The sequence below is a fragment of the Mesorhizobium sp. M0074 genome, from assembly GCF_040322975.1.
In the GTDB taxonomy this organism is placed as follows: Bacteria; Pseudomonadota; Alphaproteobacteria; order Rhizobiales; family Rhizobiaceae; genus Mesorhizobium.
On sequence record NZ_JAMYUM010000001.1, the window covers coordinates 202,075 to 217,150 of the forward strand.

Genomic DNA, 15,076 nt, shown 5'->3' on the forward strand with positions numbered 1-15,076 from the left:
AGGCGCCGCTCGCCACCAATCTGCCTGAAGCTGGATCCGCGAGCCGCCGGGAGAAAAGACGATGAACGCACGAGAAGATATCCGTCTGAATGTAGAGGAAACCGCCAGGCCCGCGAGGGGCATGCCGGACGCTGCCCGCAAATACCAACCCTATCCGACCGTCGGCCTTGCCGATCGCACCTGGCCTTCGAAAGTGATCGACAAGGCGCCGATCTGGTGCTCGGTCGACCTGCGCGACGGCAACCAGGCGCTGATCGATCCGATGGGCCAGGAACGCAAGGCGCGCATGTTCGCCCTGCTGCTCGACATGGGCTTCAAGGAGATCGAGATCGGCTTTCCGTCGGCCTCGCAGACCGACTTCGATTTCGCCCGCTGGTGCATCGAACAGGGCAACGTGCCCGCCGACGTCTCGCTGCAGGTGCTGGTGCAGTGCCGGCCGGAACTGATCACCCGCACCTTCGAGGCGCTGAAGGGCGCCACCAACCCGATCGTCCATTTCTACAACTCGACCAGCGAATTGCAGCGCCGCGTCGTCTTCGAGAAGGACGTCGCCGGGATCAAGCGCATCGCCACAGATGCGGCCAAGATGATCACCGACATGGCGGCGAAAGCCGGCGGCGGCTACCGTTTCGAATATTCGCCGGAGAGCTTTACCGGCACCGAGCTCGAAGTGGCGCTGGAGATCTGCAACGCGGTCACCGAGATCGTCAAGCCGACGGCGGAAAACAAGCTGATCATCAACCTGCCCTCTACGGTCGAGATGTCGACGCCCAACATCTATGCCGACCGCATCGAATGGATGTGCCGCAACCTCGACGATCGCGAGAACCTGTTGATCTCGCTGCATCCGCACAATGACCGCGGCACCGGCATCGCCACCACCGAACTCGGCCTGATGGCAGGCGCCGACCGCGTCGAAGGCACGCTGTTCGGCAATGGCGAGCGCACCGGCAATGTCGACATCGTCACGCTGGCGCTCAACATGTACACGCAAGGTGTCGATCCCGGGCTCGACTGCTCCGACATCAACCGCATGAAGGACGTCTACGAATACTCCAACCAGCTGAAGATCCCGGAGCGCCACCCTTATGTCGGCGAGCTCGTCTACACCGCCTTTTCCGGCTCGCACCAGGATGCCATCAACAAGGGCATGAAGGCGCTGCGCAAGGCCAACACGCCGCATTGGGAGGTGCCCTATCTGCCGATCGACCCGGCCGATGTCGGCCGCAGCTACGAAGCCATCATCCGCATCAACTCGCAGTCCGGTAAGGGCGGCATCGCCTATGTGCTGCATGCGGATTACGGCCTCAACCTGCCGCGCAACCTGCAGATCGAGTTCAGCCAGGCTATCCAGGCGATCACCGACGCCGAAGGCAAGGAGGTGCCGGTCAAGCGCATCTACGAGCGCTTTCTCGACACCTATGTCGACCAGCCCGGCGCGCGGCTGAAGTTCCTCGACCACCACACCTACCCCGACACCGAGGTCAAGGGCCGGCGCGTGGTCGAAGCGGTGATCCTCGACAAAGGCAAGGAGGTGACCATATCAGGCACCGGCACCGGCCCGATCGACGGCTTCGTCGATGCGCTGTCGCGCCACGTCGGGGTGCCGATGTCGGTGCTGGATTATTCCGAGCATTCCATGCAGCGCGGCTCGAATGCCTCGGCCATTTCCTATGTCGAGATGGAACATCCGGGCGGCAAGCTGTTCGGCGCCGGCATCAACACCAACATCGTCGCCGCCTCGCTAGAAGCCGTGGTTTCGGCCGCCAACCGCATCGTCGGTCGAAAGCGCGGCTAGCCGAAACGGTCAGGCTCCCGCCATCGGCCCACCGGAATTTATCCGGTGGGTACGCTATCGCACCATAAGCACATGCTTGTAAGGCGCCGTCAGCGCGATATGATTGTACCTCAACCTGTGCCGAATTCGAAGGGATCGACACTTGCAGCATACCACGCCTGCCGCCCCCGCAGTGCGCGAAACGTTGGAGCGATTGCTTGCCAGCGAAACGTTCGGACGATCCGAGCGCGCGCGCAAGCTGCTCCGCTACCTGGTCGAGCGCGAGCAGGCAGGCGAAGCCGACAGGCTCAAGGGCTTCTCCATAGCGATGGACGTGTTCGGCAAGGACGGCGATTTCGACCCGTCGACCGATGCGGTGGTGCGGGTACAGGCCGGCAGGCTGCGCGAACTTCTGCAGCAGTATTTCGCCAATGAGGGCGTTGCCGAACCGGTCCGTATCGCCATTCCGCGCGGCGGCTATGTTCCGTCCTACGAACTCAACGCCATTCGCTTGCCGGCGGAGGTGGAGCCCAAGGCAGAAAGCAAGCCGGAGCTGGCAACAGAGGAAGCGGCGACGACCGCCCCGCCCGGATCGCTGGAGGGCGCCCGCAACCGGGCACATCCGGCTGCATTGCTGAGCGTTCCAGCCGTCGCCCCTGCTGCTCCTTCGCTGCAACGCCATTTGCAGTTCTTCTGGCTGGCGATCGCGCTGGTCATTCTCATGCTGGGTGTGCTGATCCTTCGCCAGGGCAGCGTGGTGTTGCTGACCGGCGGCGACACGGCGGTCGAGACCGCGGTGGCGACCGGCAGCATAGCAGCGCCTCCGGTTGAAAACCTCCCCCAGGTCTACATCGCCATCAAGGCCGACAGCGACCTGGCTCGCCGTGTCGCCGCATCGCTGCGCGCCGGCCTCAGCGGCTTCGATACCATCAATTTCATCGGCCGTGATGCCGACAGCCCGCCCGATCCAGTAACCGACGCCGCCAGCTTCGTATTCGATGTCCTGCCCGGGCCGCGTAGCGGCGACATCATGCTCGAGCTGCAAAGCGTTGCGACCGGCCGCGTGCTGCTCTCACGCAACCTGACCGCCGGCGACAGCGCGAACACCGCCATCGAGGACCAGATCTCCGGCATTTTGAGCTCGGCTCTTCCCGCCTCGGGCACGATCTACAACTACATCGAGCAGAGCGGCATCCAGACCGGGCTGACGGCGTGTCTGGTGCTCAACGGCAAATATTATCTCGACCAGAACGCCCAGACGCACGAAGCCGCTTACCGCTGCCTCGAAGATCTTGCCAACCGGAAGGCGAAGTCGTCGCTCGTCTATTCGGAACTCGCTTCCTTGCATCTCGAAGCGGTCACCGACCACTATCCCTACCCCGCCGACGCGACGATCGACAAAGCCATGACGTTTGCCCATCGCGCCATCCAGATGGGCCCGACCAGCCCCTACGCGCACCGCGCCCTTGGTTATCTCAACTCGCGCATGGGCGATTCCGCGGAATCGATCCGCTGGATGCGCAAGGCCTATGAGCTCAATCCCTACGATCTCGCAATGGCCGCCGCCTATGGCTACGGGCTGGTTTTCGCCGGCAGGTACAGCGAGGGCACCCCGATCATCGCTCACGCGGTGGACATCGCCAGCGCCCATCCGACATGGTGGGATTACGGGCTGTTCGCCGGAGAGTTCATGATGGGCGACATGAACAAGGCCACGCTCGCCAGCGACGGCTTGCGAACGACGGAAATGAAATCGCATTATCTGGCGGCGCGGCTGATCGGCGCCAAGGCTGCCGGCCGCGAGAAGCTGGCGAGCAGGCTGCTGCAGGAACTGACCGCCAAATTCCCGAAATTCGCAGCCGATCCGCGCGCAACTTTCGTCGAACGAAGATATCCCGCCGATCTGACCAACCGGCTGGTGGAAGCCCTGCGCGCCGCCGGCCTTGGCGGCGCCAGCTGACGTCTCCCGGCGCGTGCACGACGTCAGGTGATCGCGAAGATTTTACTGGCCATCCGGACGGCCAAAGCGCAATTCAGACACAATTTGAACCGGCCAATCTGATCCCACATAGGTCTGATCCCGCATAAGACTGATCTCCGCATAAGTCTGACCTCCCGCAAGACTGATCCGCATAAGACCGCCCCCGGCATCCTGACTGATCCCGGCACCAAGCCATAAAGTTTGCATGACCCCATCCCTTTACGCTGCCGAACGGGGCACCGGCCCGACAACGATTGCCTTCCTGCATGGTTTCGGTGGCTGCCACGACGACTGGCGCGATGTGGCCGAGTCTCTGGCGCCCGGCGCGCGGACCCTGGCCTATGATCTGCCGGGACATGGGCTGTCGCTCGATTTTCCGGGCGGCGGTCCGGCCAGGATTGCAGCCAGTGCCGTCCTTGCCGATCTTTCCGCTCGCGGGATAAAGCGGGCTCATCTCGTCGGTCATTCGATGGGTGGCGCCGTGGCCGCCCTGATGGCATTGAGCGAGCCCGAAAGAATGGCGTCGCTGACGCTGCTGGCGCCGGGCGGTTTCGGTCCTGAGATCAATGGTCCGCTGCTGCGTCGCTACGCCGCCGCTGCCGGCACGGATGAAATCCGCGCCTGTCTTGCCGCCATGTCGGGACCGCAAAGCCGGCTGCCGCAGCATAGGGTCGAACTCGTCAACGAGATGCGCCGGCGTCCCGGCCAGTTGCGGACACTTGTCGAGCTCGCAGCCGCCATGACCAGGGATGATCGGCAAGGCGTCATCCCGAACGAGGGGCTGGAAACGCTGAATATGCCAATCATGGTGGTTTGGGGAACCGACGACGCGATGCTGCCCGTCAGCCAGGCGGACGGCGTGCCGAAGCATTTTCATCTGCACCACGTGCTGGAAGCCGGCCATATGCTGGTCGAGGAAGCGCCCGGCCTGATCGTCGAGGCCGTCCGTCGCAATATGCGACGCCGCAGCAGGCGGCTTCGTCCGGGATTCGCCGCTGCGGCGAGCTGATCGGTCTTCGCGCAGGCACGGCGGCGGCACTGGTGCTGCTCCAGCGAATCCTTGCCCGCTCATCGATCTCGCAAGTGCAATTTGCCGGCCGCTGTGTTAATTCGGTGTTAACCAAACCCCGCGAGGCAACGCCGATGAAGGACGCAGGCGAGAACATCACCCAGATCGATCAGTCGCGAAAACTGTCCGATGCCATTCGCGACGTCAAGAACGCCTTCGCCGACCGCGACGACGTCGTCGTCGAGATGCGCGAAGCGCATCGCATGCGGCTCGATCTGCTTGCCGCCGAACTCGCGCCGGTCTTCGGCGACGTACCCACCGATATGGACAGTTTCGACTTCGCCGTCTCGTCCGGCCTGCAGCCACGGCTGTGGATCGACGCGATCAGCCATGTCGCCATGGGACGCGACCGCCGCACCTATCGCTTTCTCAAGGACACGCGCATCGGCCGCGTCTTGCTCGCCGAGTCGACAGAGATGAAGGTCGTTGCCGACCAGGTGACGCGCTATGTCGCCGAGCGCGTCGTCGAACGCCAGAGGATGATGGAAGGCGGCATCGAGCAAGCCGTCGCCGGCCTTAAACGCGCCCTGGTGGCGGAGGCTGAGCCGCCGCTGCATGTCCCTGGGCGCAGCAACGGCTGGTCGGCGTTCTTCTCGGGCCTCGGCCTGATCGCCGCCGGCGCCCTGGTCGGCCTGGCGATTTCGCTCGTGTTGTTCTGGGACCGCATCGTTGCAATGAAAATCAGCTTCTAGTGCGGTTCAGCGTTTCACGGAAACGCTGAACCGCACTATCTCTTTGTTTTGACGCAATTCCGGACGGAAAACCGTTTCACACTTTTCCTGGAATTGCTCTAGCCATCGACGCCTCGGCCCCCACGCCAAGCTCCATTGTCTGCAGGTCGCTGGGCGGCAATGCCGGCCCGGTCAGGCCGCGGCGCGTCAGCCTGATCCGCCAATTGTCCTTTTCACCGTCGATGTCGAGCAGATTGTATTGCGCCGGCGCATGCGGACTGCCGGGCGCCTGCCCGGCAGCGGCGACCCCGACCACCGGGATTTTGATCTTGCGGGCGCCGATGAAGAAGAGCGACGGCACATGCGAATGGCCGTGCAGCACAAGCTCGGCGCCGTGCCGGTGAAGAACCTTGTGGAAGCGGGAGATGCCGAACAGCCGCTTGTTCTGCGAAACGGCGCCGCGCACCGGCGGGTGGTGGATCATGATCACCCGGAACAGGCCGCGCTTGCCTGTGGCGTCGAGCATGTCGCGCAGCCGTTCCGCCTGGCCCTCCAGAAAGAAGCCGTTGGCCATGAATGGAGCCGTGGCGCGCGCCGTCGTGACGCCGACCAGCGCAACATTGCCGCGTACGCGCAAATAGGGAAAGGTGTTGCGGTCGACCGGCGTATTGACGCCGTCGCCGGTCATCCACGCCGCCCACGACCGGCAGGTCTTGTCGAAGGCGCCCGGTACATAGGCGTCATGGTTGCCCGGCACGACCGACACGTCATTGGGCGAGCCCAGCGTCTCCAGCCAGTGCTTGGTCATCTCGATCTCACCGTCGAGCGCCAGATTGACCAGATCACCGGTGATGGCGAGATGGTCCGGCCCGCTGGCCTTCATGTCGGCGACGATCGTGTCGATGACGGCATCGTGCATGTAGCGGCGGCGGTTGCGCTGCCAGTTGACGTAACCGACCACGCGCTTGGAGGCGAGATCGCGATAGGTTACATCGGGAAGCGGCCCCAGATGGACATCGGAAATATGCGCGAGCCTGAACATCTTTTCTTCATAGGCGAGGCGCGCGCGGCTTTCCACTCACGGTTTCGCGGACGATGACGACGCCGGATCCGGAGCAAGCCCTGCGCCAGACCGGCTGGCCGGGCTTCAGGGCAAGGCTGTTTCACCTGTACTTCGTACTGCGCCGGCCGATGACGCTCGGCGTGCGCGGCTTGATCCACGACCGCCGCTCCAATTCCGTCTTCCTCATCCGCCACACCTATGTCCCGGGCTGGCACCTGCCCGGCGGTGGCGTCGAGTTGGGCGAGACGATGATCGAAGCGCTGACGCGCGAACTGTTCGAGGAAGGCAACATCGCGCTGACCGGACCGCCGGTGCTGAAATCCCTGCATTTCAACCACCGCGCCAGCCGGCGCGACCATGTCGGCCTCTATCTGGTCGAGGAGTTCGACCAGCCAGCACCCAAGCTGCCCGACCGCGAGATCGCCGAAGCCGGCTTCTTCCCGCTCGACCGCTTGCCAGAAGGCACGACACCGGCGACGCTGCGGCGGATTGCCGAAGTTTTTGAGGGGAATTCGGCATCGCCTTACTGGTAGATCATCTCTTCAACAGCTTTGGCTGCGTCGGTATAGACCGGCAGCATCCATTGTTCTCAGAGAGATAAATGCTGAGCGATGAGGAGAAAAAATGCCACACAGCCAAAACGATAGATTTAGAATCGCGCTCTATGTATCACTGTACACGGGAATTTATGTGATAACATTTTCTGTGGTAGCCTTAATTTCTACAATAGTTCTTGCGATAGATCCATATATGTTAGCAAAAATTGGAAGATTCATCCAATTCGCAATACAATTAGTTGCGGCATTCATGACATATTTCGTTTTTATAAAGCGACATGCTCAGCTTTTTACTCGCACTGAATTCTGGAAAATGGTCGGCTTCTCAACCCTGATAGAAATGATTTTGGGAATGGCTGTGCTTCTGCCGTCGGGATTGTTACGCGCAATCCCGCCCCAGACGTCGGTCCTGGCCGTCATGATCGGCGGCATCGTTGCGTTCCTTGCAACGTCGCTCGGCTACTCCAATCGATTTGGAAATACCATATTGAAAGCTGAACTCGTTAGAAGGGCAAAGATGGACTCCGAAACCTTCCGCTAGGTCGCCGGTCTCACGCAGCCTTCCTGAAGCGCGCGCGGTCGTGCGGCGCGGCGTAGTCCAGCTCCGGCCCGACCGGCACGATGCGCGTCGGGTTGATCGTCTCGTGGCTGCTGTAATAATGCGCCTTGATGTGGTGCAAATTCACCGTGCCGGCGACGCCTGGCACCTGGTAGAGGTCGCGCAGGTAATTCGACAGGTTCGGATAGTCGGCGATGCGGCGCAGATTGCACTTGAAATGGCCGACATAGACCGGGTCGAAGCGGACCAGTGTCGTGAACAGCCGCCAGTCGGCCTCGGTAATGCGGCCGCCGACGAGATAGCGCTGCCTTGACAGACGGTCCTCCAGCATGTCGAGCGCCGAGAACAATTCGCCGAATGCCTCCTCGTAGGCTGCCTGCGTGGTGGCGAAGCCGGCACGGTAGACGCCGTTGTTGACCGCGGGATAGACCAGCGCATTGATCGCATCGATCTCGCCGCGCAGCGGTTGCGGATAGAAATCGAGCCTGGCATCTCCCCATTCGTCGAACGCCGAATTGAGCATGCGGACAATCTCGGCGGATTCGTTGGAAACGATGGTCTGCTCGCGTTTGTCCCACAGCACGGGAACGGTGACCCGGCCCGAATAGCCGGGATCGGCCCTGGTGTAGATCTGGTGCAGGAAATCAAGGCCGTAGAGCGTGTCGCCGGTGGCGCCGTCCTCGGCCAGGAACGTCCAGCCGTCGGCGCCCATGAAATGATGGACGACCGAGACGGAAATCACGTCCTCGAGTTTTTTGAGCACGCGAAAGATCAGCGTCCGATGCGCCCACGGGCAGGCGAGCGAGACATAGAGGTGATAGCGGCCGGGCTCGGCCTTGAAGCCGCGTTTTCGCCCTTCGGCCGGCGCGCCGTCGCGGGTCACCCAGTCGCGCCACTGCGACTGCGCCCGCACGAACTTGCCGCCGCTCTCCCCGGTATCGTACCAGCGGTCCTGCCATTGGCCTTCGACTAGCAATCCCATGCAATATCCTTTCGCGTTCCTACCCGATGTAGGGCACCAAGCGGCGCCGCGGAAATCCCCGACGCTGAACAGATCGTCAACGGCTGCGTCGTCGAGTGCGTGTCGGGTGCGCGGGCCGATTGCGGCGGCTGAAAATTGGTGCTAGCGGACAATCCGCATGTTTGACTTTGCCGTGATCCGGTTCGACCGACGACGAAAGAGCGCCCGCGCTTGATGAAGCGCTGACTGGCGAACGCTGCCGCTTGCAGCAAACCTTTCCTCGTATACCGGAACGCAAAGACCATGAGCCTTGCCGACTTGAAATACCTGGCCGACGTGAAATACCTGCCGGAAACTCCGGCGCATGATCCTGAAATCGAAGCCATCAACAACGAGGCCTTCGGGCCGGGCCGTTTCGTGCTTGCCGCCTACAAGATCCGCCAAGCTGGCCCGCATGAGCGGGCTTTGTCCTTCGTGGCTGTCGACGGCGCAATCGTCGTCGCCTCGGTACGGATGACGCGCATCGCCGCCGGTGCCGGCCGCGCGCTGATGCTCGGGCCGCTCGCCGTGCGGCCGGCCTTCAAAAATCTCGGCATCGGCCGCCGGCTGGTGGCAATCGCGCTGGAAGCCGCCGCCAAGGCCGGCGCGCCGGCGGTGATGCTGGTCGGCGACGAACCCTATTACGGCCCGCTCGGCTTCAAAAGGCTGCCGCGTGGGCAGATCTCGATGCCGCGTCCGGTCGACCCCGACCGGCTTTTGGCGCACGAGATCGTGCCGGGCGCGGTGGCGAGGCTGGCGGGCGAGGTTTGCCACGCCGACCAGGCAAGGATTGCCGCGCACATCGCCGCGATGGCATGACCGTGCCGGTGCTGTCGCACGGTGGCTTCGCGGCATAGTCTGGGCACGGAGGAGGACGTCGAGATGAACCCGAACGGCCAGATTGCGATCGTCACCGGTGGCGGCTCCGGCCTTGGCGAGGCGACGGCGCGCGCTCTTGCCGCCGGCGGCGCCAGGGTTGCCGTCCTCGATCTCGGCATCGAGCGTGCGGCCAAGGTGGCGGCTGACATCGGCGGCATCGCCGTCCGATGCGATGTGAGCGACGCCGAGAGCGGTGCCGCCGCAGTCGCGGAAGCGGCAGAGACGCTCGGCGCACCGCGCATCCTGGTCAATTGCGCCGGCATCGTTGTCGGCATGAAGACGATCGGCAAGGACGGACCGCATCCGCTCGATCAATACCGCAAGGTGATCGAGGTCAATCTGATCGGCACCTTTAACATGATCCGCCTGGTCGCCGACCGGACCGCCAGGCTCGAACCGCTGCAGGGCGGCGAGCGCGGCGTTATTATCAACACCGCATCGGTCGCAGCCTATGACGGCCAGATCGGCCAGGCTGCCTATTCCGCGTCCAAGGCCGGCGTCGTCGGCATGACGCTGCCGGTGGCGCGCGATCTCGCCCGCTCCGGCATTCGCGTCTGCACCATCGCACCCGGCATCTTCAGGACGCCGATGATGGCCGGCATGCCGCAGGAGGTGCAGGATTCGCTCGGCGCCGCTGTGCCCTTCCCTTCCCGTTTGGGCGAGCCTTCGGAATACGCGGCACTTGCCTTGCACATCATCGAGAACCAGATGCTCAACGGCGAGACCATTCGCCTCGACGGCGCCATCCGCATGGCGCCGAAATAAATGCGACGGTGATGCCTTGGACGAACCCACGAAAGACGTGATCCGCGCGACCGATACCGAGGCGATCAGGCTGGCAAAGACGCTGATCCGCAGCGCCCGTTTCGGCGCGTTGGCAGTGCTCGAACCGGGAACCGGTTCGCCGCTGGCCAGCCGGGTCGGCGTCGCCACAGACATCGACGGCACGCCGTTGATCCTGGTATCGATGCTGTCCGCCCATACCGGCGCCATCCTTGCCGACCCGCGCTGCTCGTTGCTCGTCGGCGAACCCGGCAAGGGCGATCCGCTGGCGCATCCGCGATTGACGCTCGTCTGCCGCGCCGTGCGGCTGGAACGCGGCTCGAACGAGCACGCCCGCGCCGAGCGGCGCTACCTCAACCGCAATCCCAAGGCAAAACTCTATGCCGGGCTCGGCGACTTCTCGATCTTCCGGCTCGAACCGGAGCGCGCCAGCCTGAACGGCGGCTTCGGCAAGGCCTATCTGCTCGACCGCACCGATCTGGTCGCGACGGGAGCGATCGTCGAAGAGCTTGCCGCCGGGGAGCAATCGGCGCTCGACCACATGAACGCCGACCATCTCGATGCGATTGCCCTCTACGCAAGTCATTTCGGCGGGGCCGAGAGCGACGGCTGGATCGTCACCGGGTTCGACGCCGACGGGATGGATCTGATATCGGGCGACAATGTCTGTCGGGTTTTCTTCCCCGAGCCGCTGAGAGCGGCGCGCGACCTCAGGCCTGTCCTGATCGACATGGCCAAGGCTGCCCGATCGGCAAAATAATCACAGCCGCACGGTTAATCGGCTTGCATGGAAAGCAAGCCTTGAGATTTGAGCGAAATGTTCTACCTTTGCGAGTGACGCTGAATCGCTGGCGTGCATCTATAGGGAAAGTCTATGGAATCCGACGCTATTGCCCCCATAGCGGCGGATGAGCAAGAAGGCATGGGGGATCTATGGTCTCGAACAAGCTAGTCGCCAACGCCGGAACCGCGGCTGCGTTTCTGACGCTGATGGGCAACGAAAAACGTTTGTTGATCATGAGCTATCTGGCCGAGGGCGAGATGTCGGTCGGCGCCATAGCCGAGAAGGTATCGCTCAGCCAATCCGCCCTGTCACAGCATCTGGCCAAGCTCAGGGCTTCCGACCTTGTCGAGACCCGCCGCGACCGGCAAATGATTTATTATTCCTGCAAGTCCGCGGCGGTGCGCGAATTGCTGCACATGCTGGACGGCATTTTCGGCGAAGGTGAACTGTCGCAGATGGCTCACCGGCTGCGTCGCGCCGGGACCTGAGCGGCCGGGCGGAGAATGCCCCGCCAAATCCGCCTTGCTGCCAAGTCCGCTTTGCTGCCAAGTCCGCTTTGCTACTGAACGCGCTCGTCGGCGGCCTGCGCAATCTCGTCCTTGAACTCGACCTTCGTGCCCGGCTGCACCATGGAGGCAAGGTCTTCGGCATCCCAATTGGTCAACCGGATGCAGCCATGCGAAAAGGTGGTGCCGATCTTGCCCGGTTCGGGCGTGCCGTGGATGCCGTAGCTTTCGATGGAGAGATCGATCCAGACCGATCCCACGGGGTTGTTCGGCCCGGCAGCGATGGTGAAGGGCCGCTTGGTCTTGACCCCCTTGAAAGCGAAGTCCGGATCGTAGTGATAGGTAGGGTTGTGCACCACGCGCCTGACCTCCGCCATGCCGCTTGGCGCCGGCTTCTCCTCGCTCCCAATCGAGGCGGGGTAGACCGCCAGCCATTTGCCGGCACGGTCGAGCACACGCACCAGGCGGGCGCCCTTGTCGACCTCGACGACGGCAACGCCGGCGGGAGGGTCGCCCCTGCTGACATCAGGCACCACCAACGTCCTGCCTGGTTTCCTGAGGCTGGTGCCCGGATTGAGCATTCGCAGCAATTGTTCGCTGACGTGGAAGCGCTCAGCCAACCTCTCCACCGCATTGCGATAGCCGAGCCGCCGCAAGCGGGCCATCCTCTCCAAGCGAGCCGGAATACGCCTGGTGAAAGGTCCGCGCACATCCTTGCGCATCACCTCATAGGTCACCAGCACCGGCTTGGCGGAGGTTGCGATGAGTTTGCTCCAGGTTTGTGGACTGAGCTTGCCATCGGGCGGAAGTCCGTTTGCCGCCTGAAACGCGGCGACGGCTTTGGCGAAGTTCTGGGAAAGGCGACCGTCGATGAGGCCCGGCGAGAAGCGGGCGCGATCCAGAAGGATCTGCGCCTTCAGCAGCATCGGATCGACACCCTTCGGTTCGCCGATAGTGAATTGGGCCTGATTGACGGTGGCTGGATCAAGCTTGGCCGCGCGAGCCACGCCGCATGCGAGGGCAAGCGTGGCGGCAAAGACGAGGAGGAGCCTGATCATCGATGTCCTCCCAGGACCGCAGCAGGAGCCCGCCTCTATGACGCGGCATGGCCCTGTGTGGTTCCTTCGCCCATCGAAATTCTGCATTGAAGCGGCTTGGCCAAAGAGCCGTGCCGCGGAAATCAAATATCGCCGTGCCGCCAGGAGGCCAGGCAGGGCGTCTCCGCCCGGCGCCTAGTGATTGGATTTGACCGTTAGAACGGCGTGCATCCATTTGGACGCTGAGATATATCAGAGCTTCGGATCCGGCATCGTGCCTTCCGAATCCGAATCCCGATTCGCGGCCGACGCCAGGGTCCGCCGAGGAAGCCATGAATCCGATCCGCATAGACGACCCGCAGGATCCTCGCGTCGCCGCCTATCTCGACATCCGGGAACGCGATCTTGCCGGCCGGCAGGGCCGTTTCGTCGCCGAAGGCAAGGTGGTGCTCGACACGCTGCTTGCCGCCCGTCGCTTCGAGGCAGAATCGGTGCTGGTGCTCGAGAACCGGCTGGCCGGCCTCGATGACGTCCTGCGCAAGGCGCCTGCCGGGCTTCCGATCTATGTCGCATCCGGCGAAGTCATCGACAGGATTGCCGGATTCCACATGCATCGCGGCATATTGGCGATCGGCCGCAAGGGCGCGGCCGTCTCCGCTGAAGCTTTGCTCGGCGCACTGCCCGCCCGCGCGCTGATCGTGGTGCTGGTCGGCATCGCCAATCATGACAATATCGGCTCAATCTTCCGCAATGCCGCCGCCTTTGGCGCGGATGCCGTGCTTCTCGATCCAACCTGCTGCGATCCGCTGTACCGCAAGGCAATCCGCGTCTCGGTCGGCGCCGCCTTGAAAATTCCCTTCGCCTCCTTTGCCGACGCCGCCGGCTGCACCGCAATGCTCGACCGGCAAGGCTTCAGCCAATTCGCCTTGTCGCCGCGCGGGCAGACCGACATTCGCGACGCCAAGAGAAACGGCCGGCTGGCGCTCTATCTCGGCACCGAGGGCGAAGGGCTGCCGGAAAGCCTGCTTGCCCGCCTGCAGACGCTGCGGATCGGCATGGCGCAAGGTTTCGACAGCCTGAACGTCGCCGCCGCGTCAGCCATCGCACTTCATCATTTTTCCGGAATTTGAGAGTCGGGCATTTTGCGGCCAAGTGGCGGCATCTCAGTCGGTCGAAGCGGCCTTCTGCAGCGCCCGCACCCGATCGGCAAGGCTGCGTCCGCCGCTCCCCGGCCGCGGATCCTCAGGCGCTGCAAGCGCCCGGGCGATCGGTGAATCCGGCCCGTCGAGCTTTGCCGTCAAGGCCACGACTTGCGCCGCCAGATCGTTCATCTCTTCGCGCAATGCGGCGCTGGCGCTGCCGGTATCGTCTCCGGTCCGCGATTTCGATGTTTCGACGGCAGCAAGATCTGTCTTCAGCCGCCTGTTCTCGCGTGCCAGCGACGTCAGCCTGGCCTCCAGCCGCTCGCGGTCGGCATCGAGCTTGGCGGTTGTCTGTTCGATGTCGCCGTTGGCGGCCACATTGACCTGACTGCCTGACACGCCGGCAAGACCCACCGCAGGCGTCCTTTCAGCGCCTTTCGGCTTTTCGCGAAGGCGCACCAGTTCCTTCTCGCGGCGCTCCAGCCTGTCCTCGCGATCGGCCAGCGAGGCGAGCAGGCGTTCGACCTTCTTTTCCAGGTCGCCGGTTCTTTTCTTCTCGGCCTTCAACGCGTCCCGCAAAACATTGCTTTCGGCTGCCAATTCCTGGCTGCGCCTGTCCGCCTCCTTGCGCTGGCCACGCAGCAGCGAAATGTCGCTCGCCAACTTCTGCAGCTCGGACTCGCGCGCCACCAGTTCGATCTGCCGGCTGCTGGATGAAAAACTGGCGTCGTCATACATGTGCTCCAGTTTCCGCAGTTCGAGCCCGCGCTTTTCGAGGGCGCGCTCGGTCTCCGCAAGCCGTTCCGACAGCTGCTGCAGCTGCTCATCGCGCTTGCGAAGCTCCTCGCCGCTGGCTGTAAGATCGGCGACGACCCGGTTCTTGTCCTGTCGCTCGGCCGCCAATTCCTTCAGGGCTTCGCGGTCGCGGCCGATCTCGACCAGCTGTTCGGCGGCCTTCTCGCGCAATGATTTGGCGGTCATTTCAAGCCGGCGCACCGAAACGGCGAACTCGGCGCGAATGCGATCCTTGTCCGCCTGGATCTCGGCCAGCGTCAACGGCATCGAGCCCTCGACGCGCTTGCGCGTCAGCGCCACCGCCCGCCGCCACACGGCCGGAGCAATCATCAGCGCCAGAAAGCCCGCGCAGAGAAAGCCGAGGACAAAGAACAGGATCGACTGGACCAAGATGACTATCCGTTGTGCATGGCAACCGCCAAAGGTCGACTTTGCCATCTTCGCATGACGGAAATCCGGCGCCACGGCAAGAG

General features: G+C 63.3%; 15 protein-coding genes. 11 read left to right on the forward strand and 4 right to left on the reverse strand.

What is annotated here, in order from left to right; all coding sequences use genetic code 11:
- The first annotated feature begins 61 nt into the window (after nt 1-61).
- The 4 genes from leuA (at nt 62) to NKJ73_RS01060 (ending at nt 5,519) form a co-directional block, all read left to right on the forward strand.
- The gene (leuA, locus tag NKJ73_RS01045) at nt 62-1,798 is read left to right on the forward strand and encodes a 2-isopropylmalate synthase (protein WP_352568042.1); all 1,737 of its coding nucleotides are present in this window, start codon (nt 62-64) and stop codon (nt 1,796-1,798) included.
- Between the two features lie 142 nt (nt 1,799-1,940).
- On the forward strand, nt 1,941-3,737 hold the full coding sequence (locus tag NKJ73_RS01050) for a tetratricopeptide repeat protein (RefSeq protein ID WP_352568043.1): 1,797 nt from the start codon (nt 1,941-1,943) through the stop codon (nt 3,735-3,737).
- 226 nt (nt 3,738-3,963) lie between these two features.
- A complete protein-coding gene (locus NKJ73_RS01055) occupies nt 3,964-4,767 on the forward strand; it encodes an alpha/beta fold hydrolase (protein WP_352568044.1) in 804 nt (267 codons plus the stop codon).
- A gap of 134 nt (nt 4,768-4,901) precedes the next feature.
- Complete coding sequence (locus NKJ73_RS01060) at nt 4,902-5,519, forward strand: hypothetical protein (RefSeq protein ID WP_352568045.1); 618 nt, start codon at nt 4,902-4,904, stop codon at nt 5,517-5,519.
- Nucleotides 5,520-5,595: 76 nt separating this feature from the next.
- Here NKJ73_RS01060 and NKJ73_RS01065 read toward each other — a convergent pair whose 3' ends face one another.
- Nucleotides 5,596-6,540: a metallophosphoesterase family protein gene (locus NKJ73_RS01065; protein WP_352568307.1), complete on the reverse strand. Its 945-nt coding sequence runs from the start codon at nt 6,538-6,540 to the stop codon at nt 5,596-5,598.
- A gap of 53 nt (nt 6,541-6,593) precedes the next feature.
- Between NKJ73_RS01065 and NKJ73_RS01070 the strand changes: the two genes are divergently transcribed.
- Together NKJ73_RS01070 and NKJ73_RS01075 are read left to right on the forward strand one after the other, a co-directional pair.
- Nucleotides 6,594-7,094, forward strand: coding sequence for an NUDIX domain-containing protein (locus tag NKJ73_RS01070; protein ID WP_352568046.1), 501 nt, complete (start codon nt 6,594-6,596; stop codon nt 7,092-7,094).
- Between the two features lie 91 nt (nt 7,095-7,185).
- The gene (locus NKJ73_RS01075) at nt 7,186-7,659 is read left to right on the forward strand and encodes an ABZJ_00895 family protein (protein ID WP_352568047.1); all 474 of its coding nucleotides are present in this window, start codon (nt 7,186-7,188) and stop codon (nt 7,657-7,659) included.
- A gap of 10 nt (nt 7,660-7,669) precedes the next feature.
- On the opposite strand, the gene NKJ73_RS01080 is transcribed toward NKJ73_RS01075, so the two are convergent.
- Nucleotides 7,670-8,659 (reverse strand): glutathione S-transferase family protein, encoded by a 990-nt coding sequence (locus tag NKJ73_RS01080; RefSeq protein ID WP_352568048.1) that lies wholly within the window; start codon nt 8,657-8,659, stop codon nt 7,670-7,672.
- A 282-nt stretch (nt 8,660-8,941) separates the two neighbouring features.
- Here NKJ73_RS01080 and NKJ73_RS01085 point away from each other — a divergent pair, with 282 nt between their 5' ends.
- From NKJ73_RS01085 to NKJ73_RS01100, 4 genes are all read left to right on the forward strand, one after another.
- Complete coding sequence (locus NKJ73_RS01085; RefSeq protein ID WP_352568049.1) at nt 8,942-9,496, forward strand: GNAT family N-acetyltransferase; 555 nt, start codon at nt 8,942-8,944, stop codon at nt 9,494-9,496.
- A 63-nt stretch (nt 9,497-9,559) separates the two neighbouring features.
- On the forward strand, nt 9,560-10,321 hold the full coding sequence (locus tag NKJ73_RS01090; protein WP_023679551.1) for a 3-hydroxyacyl-CoA dehydrogenase: 762 nt from the start codon (nt 9,560-9,562) through the stop codon (nt 10,319-10,321).
- 16 nt (nt 10,322-10,337) lie between these two features.
- Nucleotides 10,338-11,099: a HugZ family pyridoxamine 5'-phosphate oxidase gene (locus NKJ73_RS01095; protein ID WP_352568050.1), complete on the forward strand. Its 762-nt coding sequence runs from the start codon at nt 10,338-10,340 to the stop codon at nt 11,097-11,099.
- A 173-nt stretch (nt 11,100-11,272) separates the two neighbouring features.
- Complete coding sequence (locus tag NKJ73_RS01100) at nt 11,273-11,611, forward strand: ArsR/SmtB family transcription factor (RefSeq protein WP_023679553.1); 339 nt, start codon at nt 11,273-11,275, stop codon at nt 11,609-11,611.
- 71 nt (nt 11,612-11,682) lie between these two features.
- On the opposite strand, the gene NKJ73_RS01105 is transcribed toward NKJ73_RS01100, so the two are convergent.
- Entirely contained in the window at nt 11,683-12,687 is a 1,005-nt protein-coding gene (locus tag NKJ73_RS01105) for a L,D-transpeptidase (protein ID WP_352568051.1), read from the reverse strand.
- Nucleotides 12,688-12,998: 311 nt separating this feature from the next.
- Here NKJ73_RS01105 and NKJ73_RS01110 point away from each other — a divergent pair, with 311 nt between their 5' ends.
- Nucleotides 12,999-13,796 (forward strand): TrmH family RNA methyltransferase, encoded by a 798-nt coding sequence (locus tag NKJ73_RS01110; RefSeq protein WP_352568052.1) that lies wholly within the window; start codon nt 12,999-13,001, stop codon nt 13,794-13,796.
- Between the two features lie 33 nt (nt 13,797-13,829).
- Here the strand turns inward: NKJ73_RS01110 and NKJ73_RS01115 are convergent, their stop codons facing one another.
- Nucleotides 13,830-14,993 carry a coiled-coil domain-containing protein gene (locus NKJ73_RS01115; RefSeq protein WP_352568053.1) on the reverse strand — a complete coding sequence of 388 codons (1,164 nt, stop codon included), beginning with the start codon at nt 14,991-14,993 and terminating at the stop codon, nt 13,830-13,832.
- Nucleotides 14,994-15,076 lie beyond the last annotated feature (83 nt).

Excerpts from the sequence above, each read along its gene's own strand:
- NKJ73_RS01065 (WP_352568307.1), bottom strand. The coding sequence starts at position 6,540 with ATGTTCAGGCTCGCGCATATTTCCGATGTCCATCTGGGGCCGCTTCCC.
- NKJ73_RS01085 (WP_352568049.1), top strand. The coding sequence starts at position 8,942 with ATGAGCCTTGCCGACTTGAAATACCTGGCCGACGTGAAATACCTGCCG.
- NKJ73_RS01060 (WP_352568045.1), top strand. The coding sequence starts at position 4,902 with ATGAAGGACGCAGGCGAGAACATCACCCAGATCGATCAGTCGCGAAAA.
- leuA (WP_352568042.1), top strand. The coding sequence starts at position 62 with ATGAACGCACGAGAAGATATCCGTCTGAATGTAGAGGAAACCGCCAGG.
- NKJ73_RS01055 (WP_352568044.1), top strand. The coding sequence starts at position 3,964 with ATGACCCCATCCCTTTACGCTGCCGAACGGGGCACCGGCCCGACAACG.
- NKJ73_RS01075 (WP_352568047.1), top strand. The coding sequence starts at position 7,186 with ATGCCACACAGCCAAAACGATAGATTTAGAATCGCGCTCTATGTATCA.
- NKJ73_RS01105 (WP_352568051.1), bottom strand. The coding sequence starts at position 12,687 with ATGATCAGGCTCCTCCTCGTCTTTGCCGCCACGCTTGCCCTCGCATGC.
- NKJ73_RS01090 (WP_023679551.1), top strand. The coding sequence starts at position 9,560 with ATGAACCCGAACGGCCAGATTGCGATCGTCACCGGTGGCGGCTCCGGC.
- NKJ73_RS01080 (WP_352568048.1), bottom strand. The coding sequence starts at position 8,659 with ATGGGATTGCTAGTCGAAGGCCAATGGCAGGACCGCTGGTACGATACC.
- NKJ73_RS01110 (WP_352568052.1), top strand. The coding sequence starts at position 12,999 with ATGAATCCGATCCGCATAGACGACCCGCAGGATCCTCGCGTCGCCGCC.
- NKJ73_RS01100 (WP_023679553.1), top strand. The coding sequence starts at position 11,273 with ATGGTCTCGAACAAGCTAGTCGCCAACGCCGGAACCGCGGCTGCGTTT.
- NKJ73_RS01070 (WP_352568046.1), top strand. The coding sequence starts at position 6,594 with ATGACGACGCCGGATCCGGAGCAAGCCCTGCGCCAGACCGGCTGGCCG.